The organism is Bdellovibrio sp. HCB2-146, assembly GCF_047345725.1.
Lineage (GTDB): Bacteria > Bdellovibrionota > Bdellovibrionia > Bdellovibrionales > Bdellovibrionaceae > Bdellovibrio.
On record NZ_JBLEQP010000002.1, the window covers coordinates 1,341,681 to 1,356,108 of the forward strand.

Consider the following 14,428-nt stretch of genomic DNA (forward strand, 5'->3'; position numbering starts at 1 on the left):
GGGGATAAATTAAGCCCCCGCAAAACTCAGTTCACGAACCAACACATCCGGAGTCATAATTGAGCTTCCGATTTTGTTGTATTCATTCCCCAGAGCTTCGATTTTCTCCAGAACATCAAAGATATTTCCCGACATGACAAACTGGTCAATAGGACCCACCAGTTTTCCGTTTTCATACAAGAAACCTTCGGCTGGTAAAGAGAAGTCACCTGTGCCCTCTTTAAATCCAGAGTGCAAAGCTCCATTCAAATTCGTGATATGAATGACTTTGCCCGGGCGATTTAAAAGATCATGGAGCGAGCTTGTTCCCTTTTCCATCACCAAATTCGTCGGCGCAATAGCCATTGAACTTGAAGGACCACGGTAGGCATGGGCTGTGTGCGGAAGTTTCATTTTATGGGCATATTCAAGGTTGGTGAGGAAATTTTTAAGAACGCCCTTTTCGATCAACACAGTTTTTTGCGAAGGCGCGCCTTCACTGTCAAACGGGCGAACACCCGTACCGCGTTCATTGAATGGATCATCGATCAGATTGAATTTCTCGTCGGCAATTTTCTGCCCAAGCTTGCCCACAAAAAGAGAACGCTTTTCATCGACTTCTTTTGCTGAGAAATAATCCGTGATCATTGTGATAAACGTGGTGAACACGTCACGATCGATCACAACTGGATAATTTCCTGTATGCAGTTTCTGCGCTCCCAAGCGTGAAGCAGCAGACTTAACGGACGTCTCAGCGACTTCGTGCGCCTTGATATCGTTAAATGAACGAGCAAAGAAACTTTCATAATCCGTTTTTGATCCCGTATCGTCTTTCACGATAGGATACGAATAGCCTGAGTAATAACTTTGCCGGAATTCATGATCTAGGCCTTCCGAATTTAAAATCCGATAGAAGCTAACGCTTTCATTGAAAGAACAATACGGAACTGCTTGCACGCGAGGGTCTGCTTTAAAGCAAGCTTCTTCGAGTGTTTTTGCAGCCTCCATTTTCTTTTCCATGGGAATATTCTCTTCACGGAAAAGATGACTCATCGGTTGAATTTGCGACGGCTTCATCAATGGAACTTCATCTTTGGATTTCTCACCCAGAGTCTGCGCATTCGCCAATGCATCTTTGTATGTGCGAAGCAAAGACTCGTAAGACAGATTTTCCGTATAAGCATACCCTTGCGCGGATTTCAAAATCACACGAAAGCCCGCAACCTGAGATTGCGTTGACTCAAAAGTTTCAAGTTTGCTTTTTTGATATCCCAGCTTGAGGTTCTCCCCGCCTGATAAAAGCAACTCAACCTTGGCGCCATCTTGGCGAGCTTGTTCGACGATTTTTTGGAAATGATTTTTAATTGTATCCATTATTTCGCTCTCCCACCGACTGTGAGGCTAGAAACCAAAATCTGAGGCTGACCGACAGCTGCTGGAAGTGTTCCGCTGACAGAGCCGCACATTCCTGGCGCCAATTGTAATTCATCAGAGACCTTTACGATCTTACCAAGCGTATCAATACCACGACCGATCAAGCAGGCACCTTTGACGGATTCTTCAATTTTACCATTGCGAACGATGTAGGCCTCTTGAACTTGGAAGTTATAATCACCCGTTCCAGGATTCACAGAACCGCCGCCCATTTTTTTCGCGTAAAGACCGTAGTCAATATCACGAATCATTTCTTCAAACTTATGTGGGCCAGCTGCGATGTACGTATTACGCATACGAGACGCCGGAGCAAACTTATAAGACTGACGACGACCGCTGCCCGTTGCTTCATAGCCGGTTTGGCGCGAACCCATTTCATCGACAATATAAGAAGTCACAATACCTTTATCGATCAAAGTGGTTTTCTTTGTTTCGCGACCTTCATCGTCGACATTCAACGAGCCCCAACCATTCGCAATTGTGCCGTCATCAATCGCTGACACACAGTCAGCGGCAATACGTTCATTGAGTTTGCCATTAAATACAGAGGAACCTTTCGCAACAGACGTTGTTTCAAGTCCGTGCCCACAGGCCTCGTGGAATAAAACACCACCGAATCCGTTATCAATCACAACAGGCATATCCCCTGCCGGAGCGTATTCTGATTTTGCTAACAACAAAGCGCGATCGACGTTGTTTTCAACGAGCTTCTTCAAATCAACTTGATCGAAAAGCTCAGAAGTTCCCATGTGCCCGACATTATCAAAGGTCACCTCTTTATTTCCTTGGTCTTCCACATAAGTTGAATTGACGATACGAGCATAAGCACGCTCATCGTATTTATGCAGGCCTGAAGAATTCGCGATCTGCACGCGTTGGAATTTTTCGTTTAAGTGCCCTTCAACAACCGTCACCAAAGAACTGCGCGCACGAGCATATTGATCTAAAGAATTAAGCCAGTGAAACTTCTTTTCACGGTTCACTTCCCAAGGCTTGTCGCCAAAAGTGTGAATGGAATCAACGGGAGTATAGAGAAGTTCTTTAGGTTGATAGATTTTTGAAGCATCACCTTTGCTACGAGCTGCTTGCAAAGCGGCCTTTACCATTCCGGCCTCAGACAAATCATTTGTTGTAACGTAAACAATCTCATGACCAAAGAACAGACGAATACCCGCACCATACAATGTTCCGACAACAGCATTTTCAGGCTTGGCATTTAGGGAAGTTAAAACGCTGGAATAAGTTTCTTCGACAAAGATGTCGGCAAAGTCAGCGCCGGTTGAAAGTGCAGCATCGATGGCTTTGGAAAGGATGTGAGGTTGAATAATCACGTGGACCTCCTAGATCTCTTGAGGATAGCGGATTTGCGAGGATTCACAAAATAAAAAGCCCCGCTTTCGGCGGGGCTTTTTGCAAGTACCGTCAGTTACTACTTACGGATTTTTGCTTTATACATTCTTTTCTTTTTAAGAAGTCTCTTTTTTGAGTGACGGATACCTTTTCTAGATTTTCCTTTTACTGCCATGTTAGTTCTCCTTAGTTATTTTTTATTAGTATTCGTGTTCATCAACGCCGCGAACGGATTGTTAAACGGAGATCCACCTGCTTGAGGTCTTGCTCCACCCGTTCCAGGACCTTTGCCCGGAGCGCCCGCTGGTGCACGGTTGCTTCCTTTAGAAGCCGAAGCACCTACTTGCGGTCTTGGACCACGGTTTTGATCCGGACGACGCTCACCACGAGGAGCTGCTGCTTCAGGAGCATCATCCATCTTCATAGTAAGAGAAATCTGATTCTTAACTTGGTCAACTTTCAAAACTTTAACAGTCACATGATCGCCTGGATTCACGACTTTACGTGGATCATCAACGAACTTGTGAGACAAAGCAGAAATATGCACAAGACCATCTTGGTGAACACCAATATCTACGAACGCACCGAAATTCGTTACGTTTGTTACGATACCTGGACAGATCATACCTTCTTGAAGGTCTTTCACTTCAAAAATGTCATCGCGGAATTGGAAAGCTTTAAACGGATCACGAGGGTCACGTCCTGGCTTTTCAAGTTCTTTTACGATGTCGTCGAATGTAAATTCACCGACCAATTGAGCCCATTTTGTACGAGAAGCAAGAAGCTTTTTCGCACCTTCACCGATGATCTCAGACAAACCAACGCCCAAATCTTTCGCCATGTCCGTCACCGCTTGGTAACGTTCCGGATGGATTCCTGTTGAATCCAAGACTTGTTTGCTGGCTGGAATACGCAAGAAACCTGCTGCTTGTTCGAAAACTTTTGCAGAGAATTTTGGAACTTTCAAAAGTTCTGTTCGATCTGCAAACAAGTTTTTCTTACGGTACTCAACGATACCATTCGCAAGTGCCGGACCAATACCCGCTACATGCGACAACAACGCCGCAGAAGCCGTATTTACATCGACACCCACGTTATTCACGCAAGACTCAACGACTGCTTCCAAAGATTTTTTCAACTGAGTTTGGCTGACATCATGCTGATACTGACCAACACCGATAGATTTAGGATCAATCTTAACAAGTTCTGCCAGTGGATCTTGCAAACGACGAGCGATTGAGATCGCGCCTTTAACAGTGACGTCCAAATCTGGAAATTCCTGGCGAGCAGCTTCTGAAGCCGAGTACACAGAGGCACCCGATTCATTCACCATCACTACTGGAATATTTTTACCAAGCTCTTTCAAAATTTTGCGAATGAAAGCTTCAGTTTCACGACCTGCAGTTCCGTTACCTACAGCGATTGCTTCAATCGTGATTTGCTTCATCACTTCACCAAAAAGAGTTTTCGCTTTTTGTTCGGCACCGTCACCCAAAGTGTACAGCACTGTGTGAGAAATAAAGTTTCCACCTTTGTCGATCAACGCAATTTTACAGCCTGTGCGAAGACCTGGATCCACGCCCAAAACGCATTTTGGTCCGAATGGAGAGCCCAACAAAACTTGACGAACGTTTTCAGCGAAAACTTTAATAGCGTCTTCGTCTGCTTTTTCTTTCAACATACGGTGAACTTCGTTCACCACCGATGGCAACACGTAAACGTTCAATGCCAAACGCGCACATTGTTTCAAGTACTCGCCGATCGCATTATCTGGAGTCGACGTCGCGAATTTTTCATAAGATTTCAAATTGTCTTCGTCATCTGCTTTCACATCGACAGACAATTCTTCCTCTTGCCATCCACGGCGCATCGCCAAGTAACGATGATTGTTTTTAGAATCGAAAAGAGTCTTCACCGGCTCTTCAAACTCTTTGTACATTTCGAACTTCGAGTTTGGTTTGTAGCCTTTTGCCGCTTTCGCGATCACGCGACCTTTTTCGTTGTAGTTTTTTGCAACCATGGCACGAAGATCTGCATCATTGGCAATTTTCTCAACGATGATGTCTTGAGCACCCTTAAGCGCTTCTTCGTATGTAACGATCTTCGCAGTTGGATTCAAGAAAGCTTTCGCCTTCATTTCCATAGTCGTGTCGTCTTTCAACGTGCCATGACCCATGTCCCAAATCCATTGCGCCAAAGGTTCCAAACCAGCCTCGCGGGCAATTGTCGCCTTTGTTTTTTTCTTTTTCTTGAACGGCTTGTAGATTTCTTCAAGCTCACCCAAATCCCAAGAAAGCTCGATACGCTTTTGAATTTCAGCTGTAAGATTGTTTTGCTCGCCGATTTCTTTGATCAAAAAGGCTTTACGCTTCACGATTTCATTGAAAGTCTCATGACCTTCGATAACGCCGCGAATTTGAACTTCGTCCAAATTGCCTGTTTTCTCTTTACGGTAACGAGCGATGAAAGGAACGGTCGCGCCCTCTGCAGCAAGTTCGATCACGGCCTGTGCGGACTTTGCTGATACAGTTGGGACAATACGAGCCAAATAACTCTGAAGAGTCTGATCCATAGAACCTCTAGATTTAATTGGAATAGGTTGAACGATTAAATCAGTTACTTATGACGGAACATGATCAGACCATGAGTTGGATCGTAAGGAGAAACCCCTACGCTCACTCTGTCTCCGACCACAACTCTGATATTAAAACGTCTCATTTTTCCGCAAAGTTTTGCGTTGATGACCGCTTTGTTATCGAGTTCGATTTTGTAGATGCCCCCAGCGAGTGCATCGACCACTTTTCCGTCAATCTGTACTAAATCTTCTTTTGCCATGCAGGTAAATTTTTAGGTCAGTTTCTAAGGCCTTGCAATAGAATTCTGCCCTATGACAATTTCCTATTGCTGATCAGCATTCGCTTTCCATCTTCAAACAAGACTTCCAGGCGGTCATATTCATTGGAAAGAATAAATCCCCAGCCAAAAATCTTATGCGAGATCGGAGTTTTCGCTTCAAATTGGCCGCCAATGCTATAAGCGTTCGCTTTTACAGATTTGTACTTTTCATGAAGTTCTGCCCAACGAAGCTGGTCTTCAGACATACCTGTTTTATCAATTTTAGCTTTTTTCTCTTTTTTAGGAGCGACTGCTTCCTCTTCAACGATAGGAGCTTTCGCTTTCTTTTCTTCTTTGGCAGGCTTTTCGATTTTTGCCTCAGGCTTTGCAGGTTTTGCGACCTTTGCTGGCGGAGGAGGAGCTGGAGGAGCAGAAGCTTTCTTAGCCACTGGCTTTGCCGCCGGAGCTGGTTTTGCTTCTTTTTTAGCAGGAGCTTTCGCTGCCGCCTTTGGTGCTGGTTTCGCAGATGCTTTTACAGCGGGTTTACTTGCCGGCTTCGCAGTTTTCTTTGCTTTTGCCGCAGGTGCTTCCTTTTTTGCTGCCTTCTTTGCCATCTCAGTTCCTCTCTCAAATTAAAGGTGAGAAATGATCGAAAAGTGTCAATAGTGCAGGTTTATACTATCACCCGGTGTCTTGACATCAAAAAAATTCTAGTAAAGTGTTAGCGCGAGGCATCACTATGATAAACGCAGAAGTCATTTTAGATTTAAATTCCCCTGATCTTCAATTCGTATCCGGCAATAAACAGGCGGTGGCAGCAAAAGTTCTTCCTCCTGATCAAGCCGACAAGGAAACATTGGTCTTTGTATCAAAGCCCGATCAACTTGAAGCCGCATTGAAGGCTCAATCACCTATTATTGTGGCACATAAATCCCTGAAACTTCCGGAATCAGGTGCGACATTCTTTACCACGGGTTCGGTGCAACTTTCTATGGCGGCGATCTTGCCGTTGTTTGATGGTAAGATGAACCGTTTCAATCAAGAGACCAAAATTCACCCGACAGCTGTTGTTCATGCAACGGCCCACTTGGGACATAACGTCTGCTTGGGACCTTATGTGGTCATCGGTGAGCATGTGCGTGTGGGCGAAGGCTCAACAATCGCAGCTCACACAGTCGTGGAAAGCTACGCCGTGATCGGTGATCACACGTTGCTACACTCTCACGTCTTTATCGGTGGTCATTGTGAAGTGGGCTCGCGCTGTGAAATTCATCCGCACACAACAATTGGTGCAGACGGTTTTGCATTTGCCCCGACTCGCGAAGGCACTCATAAAAAGATCCCACAAATTGGCCGTGTGGTGATCGGAAATGACGTTGAAATTGGTGCGAACTGCGCGATTGACCGTGCAGCTTTGACGGAAACACGCATTGGCGACGGCACCAAGATGGATAATCTTTGCCATGTCGCTCATAACGTTGTGATCGGGAAAAACTGTGTGATGGCGGCCGGCTTTAAAGTCGCAGGCTCGAGCACAATCGGTAACAACTTTATGGTTGGCGGAGATACGGCAGTTACCGATCACGTCCATATTTGCGACAATGTGATCGTAGCTGGCAAGAGCGGCGTTACAAAAGACATTACTGAGTCTGGACAATACGGTGGGTATCCACTAGAACCTCTCCGTGATGCGATGAAAACGATTGCCAACATCGCGCAACTGACTCGCATCCGTAAAGATGTTGCGAAGATTTTGAAGCATTTGAACCTAAAAGAAGACTAAAGGAGAACAACGATGTCTTATCAGTTTTATAAAATCCTCCACATGCTAGGCTTGATGCTTACATTTTTCGGTTTTGGTGGATTGCTAGTTGCTGCTTACGCTCGTGCAGAACTAAAAAAATCAGCACGCATCATGGGCTTTATCACTCATGGAATCGGCTTGTTGCTTATTCTCGTTTCTGGTTTCGGTATGGCGGCTCGTTTGGGCATGATCACTGGTTTGCCAAACTGGGTTCAAGCTAAGATCGGTATCTGGGTTCTTTTGGGAATCGGTATCTCTCTAGTAAAACGCAAAGGCTACATCGGCTGGCCAATCGCAATCCTTCTTTGGGGTCTCGGCACATCAGCAGCAATCCTAGCCATCACAAAACCATTCTAGGTACCTGCTTCCTTTCGTATCGAAAAGGTACCAGGTTCTTTTCGTCCAAAAAGCCCACGAACACCGTGGGCTTTTTTTTCGCCGTTAAAATGCGAAGCGGGCCTTCTCGGCCCGCTCTTAAAACTCAAACTAGATTTTCTTCTTCGGAAGACACAGACCCTGCATCAGGATCTTATTTGTCCAAGAGAAAAATCCCAAACTCGTTGAATACTGAGTCGTGATTCCGGAAATGGCTCCGTTCGGGCATGCTGACATCAGTTTGTGATAAGCTTGATCCACGTAATCCGTATTCCCCACAAAACCCAAAACTACGAACTGCTCAGTGGAAGCCTTTACCATTTCACCCGCTTCAATCGGTGCTGACGGAATAAAGTCTGACGTCTGCACTTCATGAATAGAATGCGCACAAGACGCAAGAAACAAAAAAGACAGAAGACCTAAGAACTTCATGTCCTACTCCATTTCCAACGCGTTCGAATTTTCTGGTTGTTCTTCAACTGAGGATGGAACACGTGGTTTGGCTTTGTTTGTCGCTGTTTTTGCCACGTTATTACAGTAACCAGTTGCCGTGACTTTTTTCGTGAACACGATCACGTAAGAAATCGTTTCGTCTTTCGTTAGGATTCCCGAAACAACACCATTTGGACACTGGCGTTTTAAATCTTCAACCAATGGATCGATGAAATCGTTATCAAAGCTAAATGCCAAGAAGATCGTTTTAGAAACTTCAGCACGAACTTGGTTGGTACGATTTGAAGGAATCGGTGTTAAGGCAACAGAGTTCACATGCGCACAACCCGCAAGACCCAACATCGCGATACTTACTAGAACAATTTGTTTTCTGAATGACTGAAACATCTGGATAATCCCCTTAATTTTTTGCTTGAACGCGATCTTTACGGCAGAAGCCTGTGACCTTCACGATTTCCCCGGAAATAACCGGGTACTTGCGCATCTCGCGGATAGACATCAAGCCCGTGACATTTCCTGAAGGACATTTTTGATAGATTTCATAGACAAGCTTTTCAGCGAATCTTTGATTGTAAGTGAGGTTTCCCGTGCGAGGACCCATTTGAAAAAGTGAAAGAATCGCAGCCGCATCGGCAACCTGATCGCCACCTTTGCTGTTCGCAAGCTTCCCGGCAGCACCGATTTCGTGCGTGCTCACGCCCACTTCATTCATCAAAATTTCAAAAGGAATTTGTACTTGTGAATCGCGATTATCGATTGTTCCAACTTGCACGTGATGAAGAACTGCACAGCCTGAAACCATGAACATCAAAACAGAAGACAACAAAAGTTTTTGCATATGAGCAGTTTATGAAAGCGAATTTCGCGAGGAAAGTGCTATTCAGCAGGGCTTATAAAACTAGACCCTGCGCCGCAAAATTCGATCTCACAGTGAGATGTTTCCAAAATGAGACGTAGATCTTTTGTATAAACAGTTAATGTAGACACAGGTTTTGAAGCCCAACAAGAATAGGTTTCCCCTGAGCTCGGCACGACTTTCGCTACAATAAGAGTTGTCAAACACCCGATTTTTCAATGACTTTCAGGGGGCAAAATGAAATTCACAGCTTTACTTGCACTCCTCTTTTCCATCTTTGTCGCAACTTCTGCACATGCAGAAAAGTCCTGGGAAGAGAGAGAAAAAGAAGACCGCTGCTTTATCCTGAACAAAATGGTCAAAGAACACGAAGAGATGGTGCATGACGGAGCAAGCGTCGGAAACCTCTATAGCATGCTTTTCAAATTTAACGTGATCAAACACCTAGGCAAAGCAGAAGTCGCCACAGATACCCAGGAGCGTGTTAAGAAATTCCAACTCGCCTACGATGGCCTCGATCAGGGACTTTTCAAAGGTGATGCAAAGAAAAAAGCACTGAATGATTCATTCTATGGAATGCACAATATTAATTTGGGCCTCATTCAAGAAGCCCAAAGAAATTACCCAGAATGCATGCTCACGAAAGAATCTCGCATGGCTACGACTGTACGAAAAGCCCAGCCAGCGAAAGCAGCATCGGGGGCCGCCCTCAAATAGCTTCTACTGACAAAATGAAAGCTCTTGGCTCCATTTCAAAATGGACTGGTAGCTTGTTTTATCACCGGCTCGTAAGACCGACCAGTAGCGAGCGCCACCACGCCATTGGCTGTCGACTTTACCAGCGATGCGACCATCTCGCCCGACCCAACGATCTAAGATACGAATACCGCAACTCAAGTTTTGATACGGGTCATGCAAATCTTTGGTCGTCTTAAATCCACAACCATAAGCATTGCCACTTTCAATCGAGATTTGCAAAAGACCACGGCTGATTACAGCGTTCCCGTTGCTGTCATCAAAGCCTTCTGTGTACGAGGTTTCCGTTTTAAAATTACTTTCAAACTTCACCATGGCCGACAACATAAATGTCCAATATTGTTTTCTCTGCGCATAAGACAGACTCGCATATTTAGGACAAAACAAACTGCGATCCGCTGGCACCACATCCAAAAGCGTTTGTCCCAAACTATCCAGCGCCTTATTCACATGCGATGTCCACTCTTTGCCATCGCTGACTTTTGCTTCCCACAGGGGCACAGCATCGGCAGCAACAGGCGCCTCGCCCGGTACAGAAGGCTCCGCAGGCGTTGAAGGCTCTTGATCATCCGGCGTGCTCGGAGTGGATGGTGTTCCCGAGGAAGAGTTGTCAGAAATACCTTCAGACAGACTTCCGTTGCTAGATAAGCAGCCCGTAAGCCCTTGCAGGGAAAAAACAAGAGCTGCAAACACTAATGAATTTTTAAATGTATTATGTTGCATGAGCTACAGATCGGCAGCTCATACAATCTACTTAACTTTGGAAATTTCTGTCGAAACTTTTGATCTTTTTTAGAAAACTTCTTTGACACTAAAATGCAAAAACGCCACAAAACCCGCTCTGGTAGCTGGTTTCAAGACCATCGGCCTTCTTACCAAAGGCGATGTCAGCATTCGTGAATTTTGCACAATTACTTCGAGATTTCGCACTTCACACTGTAGCCTTCATTGGCTACGGCAACTGAAGACACATCTTCGACAGAGACTTCTTCAGAAACTTCACGCTCTCCGACAAGCCAGTTTTGTAGAACGATCACGTTCCCCTTCACAGCACTGTCATCCTCGATCAGAAGCTGATATTGCATTTTAAGATTTTCATTACCGAATTGGATTTGGGCAAAGCGACCAAACCCGTCGTCAATTTGCAAAAGCATCAGAGGTTGAGTGACTTCGCGAAGCATTTGGTTGTTTTGAGAAATCTGACAAGCAACGGATTTAAAAATAACAGCCTTAAGCTGAGCCGCATTCGCGGTTCCGACCAATCCTAAAACCATCAAAGAAAAGATAAACTTCATAACCCGCCCCCCGGCAGTTTCTTAGTACAAAAGGGGTTGGGTATCTACTGTTTTTTGGATGGGGCCCGATCTTTTTCTCGGGCCCACCTATAGAAACTAGAACATGCTGTATTTCAAGAAACGGCATTCGATATTGCCGTTGAATACGAAGTGCTTTTGCGTTGATTTCAATTTCAAATCTTGAATCAAATCTTTATTACCCGACAAGATCCAAGCATCCCAACCCTTAAAACGGTGCTTCAGCGTGTAGCCAAGGTCGCGATACACGTCACGAAGATTATCTTCGTCACCGATACGCGCACCATACGGCGGATTCACAACGATCAAGCCTTTTTCAGCAGGTGGTTCCACCGTCGCGACGGCTTCTTTACGGAATTCGATCACATGATCAACACCTGCACGTTTGGCGTTGTCTTTTGCATTCGCTAAAACACGACGGTCGATATCAAAACCATAAAGTTTGAAATCCAGGTCTTCTTTTTCTTGGGCCAAAGCGTCTTCCACAACACGTTCCCACGCTTCTATGTCAAAACCGATAAAGTTTTGGAAAGCAAAACGTTTGCGCTGCATACCCGGAGCAATATTCAAGGCCATCATCGCCGCTTCAATCAAGAAAGTTCCAGAACCGCACATAAAGTCCACGAGTGGGGATTTGCGATCCCATCCAGAAACCTTGATCAAACCTGCTGCCAAGTTTTCCTTCAATGGAGCATCACCAACTTCTTTGCGGTAGCCACGTTTAAACAAGCTATCACCTGAAGTATCAACTGAAACGTTGAATTGGTTTTTTACCGCACGAACGTAAATGCGGATCGCAGGATTTTCGTTATCAACGTCAGGGCGCACGCCGAATTTTTCGCGGAACTGATCGACGATAGCATCTTTCACTTTCATCGCCACGAAACGTTGGTCGCGCATCGCACCGTCTTTAACAGTCGCATCGATCGAGATCGTTTGATTTGGTTTGATGTATTTTGTGAAGTCGTGACGGAGAATTTGTCCGTACAATTCTTCAGGTTGGTAAGCCGTGAAATCCAAAACTGGTTTCAAGATACGGCTCGCCAAACGAGATTGAAGATTTAAGCGATAACAACCTTCCCAGTTGGTATCGACATAAACACCACCGGCAGCTTTGTCGGTGATTTTAAATCCTAACTCTTTAACTTCAAGTTCGAGGGGTTCTACGAGGCCTTTAGCGGTAGAGACAAAAAATTGAGGCATGGGGCTGTCCTTTCGTTTGTTGAAAGGCCCAGTCCCAAGCGCTGAGCCTTATACTTCGCGATATTGTGGTCCACCGCCCCCTTCAGGAACGGTCCACTCGATATTTTCGAATGGGCACTTAATATCACAAGTCTTACAGTGAATACAGTTGGTATAATTGATTTGTAGGTCTTTCTTACCCGCTTCTTTCGTAGACGGTACCATCTCGTATACAGAGGCTGGACAGAAATGATTACATGGCGATTTGTAATTCGGCTCACATACCGTACGGCAGATATCCCCATTTTTAAGGATCAAATGGTTCGGAGAATCTTCGTCGTGCATTGTGCCCGTCAAATAAACGCTCGAAAGCTTATCAAAGAACAGCTCCCCATCTGGCTTCGGCAATTGACCCAATTGCTCTTCAAAACCATTCGGTCCCCACACATCGACAACCTTCTCAGTCGTATCCGCATCGTTCTCCGTGATCGGCATTGGATCTTGAAGACCGCGACCGCCAGTGATCTCTTGCACAGCAAGAAGAGGCATACTTGCAACAATACCTTTCGACAAAGCTTGGTGGAAGTTACGAACTCTGTAGAGCTCTTCCTTCACGAAGCCACCCGTGATTTTGTCTTCGTAAGCTTTTGTGATGCCTTCAGTGAATTCAGAACCACCCGCCAAGCCTTCAACAACTGTTTCAGCTGCTTGCATGCCGGATTTCATCGCCAAATGGATACCCTTTAGTTTTTGTACGTCGACCATGCTTGCAGAGTCACCGCACACCATCCAGCCATCACCGTAAAGTTTTGGCATCGAGTACCAACCACCTGCTGGCAAAGTCTTACCGCCGTAAGCGATGACCTTACCACCCTTCAACATGTTTTGAAGGAACGGATGAGTTTTGAGTTTTTGCAATTCACGGTGTGGATCCAACAACGGATCGTGAGTATCAAGGTAAGCCACCAGACCCACGATGATTTTATCACCTGGCAAAGTGTAGATAAAAGTACCACCGATTGATTTCGACAATGGGAAGCCCATTGTATGAATCACTTGGCCGGCTTCCACTGTGCCTGCTGGCATTTGGATGATTTCTTTAACGCCTTCTTCGTAAACGTCTTTGTTTTTACCCGCGTAAAGATCCAATTTTTTCGCCACTTGACGGAACAAAGAACCACGAGTTCCTTCCGCGAAAATGGTCACTTTTGATTTCAAAATCAAACCAGGCTCAAAGTTACCTTTAGGAGCGCCGTTTTTATCACGCCCTTTATCGCCTGTGCGCACACCGACGATTTTGTTTCCTTCGTAAAGCGCTTCAACAGCTGCAAAACCTGGGAAGATGTTGATGCCTTTTTCTTCACACTTTGTTGCCAACCAACGGTTGAACTTAGAAAGAGAAATGATGTAGTTGCCTTCGTTATGGAAAGGCGGAGGCGTGATTGGAAGTTTGAAAGAGAAATCAGAACCGAGGTAATAAACCGCGTCTTTCTTGACTTCAGAATCAATCGGGCAACCTTCTTCTTTAAAATTCGGGATCAATTCTTCCAAAGCTTTAGGATTCAAAACTGCACCTGAGAAACTGTGCGCGCCAATTTCAGAAGCTTTGTCGATCACAACAATCATTTGTTCTGGAATCGGTTGACCTGGTTTTGTACCAGCAGCAACAGCATCGTTGTGTTTTTGGATTTGGTTTTGCAAATGAAGAGCTGCTGATAAACCAGCTGCACCGCCACCCACGATGAGAACATCACATTCCATCGTTTCGCGTGTAACACCTTCAGGTAGTTGATCAAATTGTGACATGATTTCTTTCTCCAAATTATTCGTCGACAGATTCTTCTTTGACCTCAGCTTGCGGAGCAAGCTTACGAGCCGGAGTCATGAGTTGCGATTGCACCTTCAAGTCCCCCTCATCTCGGCCACCAGGATACAGACGCTTCTTGGCTTTTTGTTGCAGCTCTGCTTCTTTGGCTTCGTCGTATTGAGAACCCGCCAAAACTTCTTCTGCCTGCGCATAAGAAACGGCCATTACGGACATCAACGAGAAAATAAGAATTCCTAATTTAAAACCCATGAAATTCGCTCCTG

Annotated in this window: 16 protein-coding genes; 3 read left to right on the forward strand and 13 right to left on the reverse strand. The window is 45.3% G+C overall.

The features are described from left to right. Positions 1 to 9 precede the first annotated feature (9 nt). The 5 genes from ACLWOR_RS17360 to ACLWOR_RS17380 form a co-directional block, all read right to left on the reverse strand. A complete protein-coding gene (locus ACLWOR_RS17360) occupies positions 10 to 1,353 on the reverse strand; it encodes a TldD/PmbA family protein (protein ID WP_413942077.1) in 1,344 nt (447 codons plus the stop codon). Then, a complete protein-coding gene (locus ACLWOR_RS17365; protein WP_413942078.1) occupies positions 1,353 to 2,744 on the reverse strand; it encodes a TldD/PmbA family protein in 1,392 nt (463 codons plus the stop codon). Before ACLWOR_RS17365 ends, ACLWOR_RS17360 begins: the two co-directional genes overlap by 1 nt. A gap of 209 nt (positions 2,745 to 2,953) precedes the next feature. Then, positions 2,954 to 5,335 (reverse strand): helix-hairpin-helix domain-containing protein, encoded by a 2,382-nt coding sequence (locus tag ACLWOR_RS17370; protein WP_413942079.1) that lies wholly within the window; start codon positions 5,333 to 5,335, stop codon positions 2,954 to 2,956. Between the two features lie 44 nt (positions 5,336 to 5,379). Continuing rightward, positions 5,380 to 5,598, reverse strand: a complete 219-nt coding sequence (gene infA, locus ACLWOR_RS17375) for a translation initiation factor IF-1 (protein ID WP_413942080.1) — start codon at positions 5,596 to 5,598, stop codon at positions 5,380 to 5,382. A 50-nt stretch (positions 5,599 to 5,648) separates the two neighbouring features. After that, on the reverse strand, positions 5,649 to 6,212 hold the full coding sequence (locus ACLWOR_RS17380; protein WP_413942081.1) for a hypothetical protein: 564 nt from the start codon (positions 6,210 to 6,212) through the stop codon (positions 5,649 to 5,651). Positions 6,213 to 6,337: 125 nt separating this feature from the next. On the opposite strand from ACLWOR_RS17380, the gene lpxD reads away from it, so the two are divergent. Together lpxD and ACLWOR_RS17390 are read left to right on the forward strand one after the other, a co-directional pair. Then, complete coding sequence (gene lpxD, locus ACLWOR_RS17385; protein ID WP_413942082.1) at positions 6,338 to 7,381, forward strand: UDP-3-O-(3-hydroxymyristoyl)glucosamine N-acyltransferase; 1,044 nt, start codon at positions 6,338 to 6,340, stop codon at positions 7,379 to 7,381. 12 nt (positions 7,382 to 7,393) lie between these two features. Then, positions 7,394 to 7,759, forward strand: coding sequence for a hypothetical protein (locus tag ACLWOR_RS17390; RefSeq protein WP_413942083.1), 366 nt, complete (start codon positions 7,394 to 7,396; stop codon positions 7,757 to 7,759). Between the two features lie 129 nt (positions 7,760 to 7,888). On the opposite strand, the gene ACLWOR_RS17395 is transcribed toward ACLWOR_RS17390, so the two are convergent. From ACLWOR_RS17395 to ACLWOR_RS17405, 3 genes are read right to left on the reverse strand one after another with little or no spacing between them, the layout of a single operon-like run. After that, positions 7,889 to 8,209, reverse strand: coding sequence for a hypothetical protein (locus tag ACLWOR_RS17395; protein WP_413942084.1), 321 nt, complete (start codon positions 8,207 to 8,209; stop codon positions 7,889 to 7,891). A gap of 3 nt (positions 8,210 to 8,212) precedes the next feature. Then, the gene (locus tag ACLWOR_RS17400) at positions 8,213 to 8,617 is read right to left on the reverse strand and encodes a hypothetical protein (protein ID WP_413942085.1); all 405 of its coding nucleotides are present in this window, start codon (positions 8,615 to 8,617) and stop codon (positions 8,213 to 8,215) included. Between the two features lie 13 nt (positions 8,618 to 8,630). Beyond that, positions 8,631 to 9,068 carry a hypothetical protein gene (locus tag ACLWOR_RS17405; RefSeq protein ID WP_413942086.1) on the reverse strand — a complete coding sequence of 146 codons (438 nt, stop codon included), beginning with the start codon at positions 9,066 to 9,068 and terminating at the stop codon, positions 8,631 to 8,633. 255 nt (positions 9,069 to 9,323) lie between these two features. On the opposite strand from ACLWOR_RS17405, the gene ACLWOR_RS17410 reads away from it, so the two are divergent. Continuing rightward, on the forward strand, positions 9,324 to 9,803 hold the full coding sequence (locus ACLWOR_RS17410; RefSeq protein ID WP_413942087.1) for a hypothetical protein: 480 nt from the start codon (positions 9,324 to 9,326) through the stop codon (positions 9,801 to 9,803). A gap of 3 nt (positions 9,804 to 9,806) precedes the next feature. Here the strand turns inward: ACLWOR_RS17410 and ACLWOR_RS17415 are convergent, their stop codons facing one another. The 5 genes from ACLWOR_RS17415 to ACLWOR_RS17435 all read right to left on the reverse strand — a co-directional run bounded on the left by ACLWOR_RS17415 (position 9,807) and on the right by ACLWOR_RS17435 (position 14,414). Then, positions 9,807 to 10,565, reverse strand: coding sequence for a transglycosylase SLT domain-containing protein (locus ACLWOR_RS17415; protein WP_413942088.1), 759 nt, complete (start codon positions 10,563 to 10,565; stop codon positions 9,807 to 9,809). 188 nt (positions 10,566 to 10,753) lie between these two features. Then, complete coding sequence (locus ACLWOR_RS17420; protein WP_413942089.1) at positions 10,754 to 11,137, reverse strand: hypothetical protein; 384 nt, start codon at positions 11,135 to 11,137, stop codon at positions 10,754 to 10,756. A gap of 96 nt (positions 11,138 to 11,233) precedes the next feature. Then, the gene (locus tag ACLWOR_RS17425; RefSeq protein WP_413942090.1) at positions 11,234 to 12,358 is read right to left on the reverse strand and encodes a THUMP domain-containing class I SAM-dependent RNA methyltransferase; all 1,125 of its coding nucleotides are present in this window, start codon (positions 12,356 to 12,358) and stop codon (positions 11,234 to 11,236) included. A 48-nt stretch (positions 12,359 to 12,406) separates the two neighbouring features. Then, complete coding sequence (locus ACLWOR_RS17430) at positions 12,407 to 14,143, reverse strand: 4Fe-4S dicluster domain-containing protein (RefSeq protein ID WP_413942091.1); 1,737 nt, start codon at positions 14,141 to 14,143, stop codon at positions 12,407 to 12,409. 16 nt (positions 14,144 to 14,159) lie between these two features. Beyond that, positions 14,160 to 14,414, reverse strand: coding sequence for a hypothetical protein (locus ACLWOR_RS17435; protein ID WP_413942092.1), 255 nt, complete (start codon positions 14,412 to 14,414; stop codon positions 14,160 to 14,162). Positions 14,415 to 14,428: the final 14 nt, after the last annotated feature.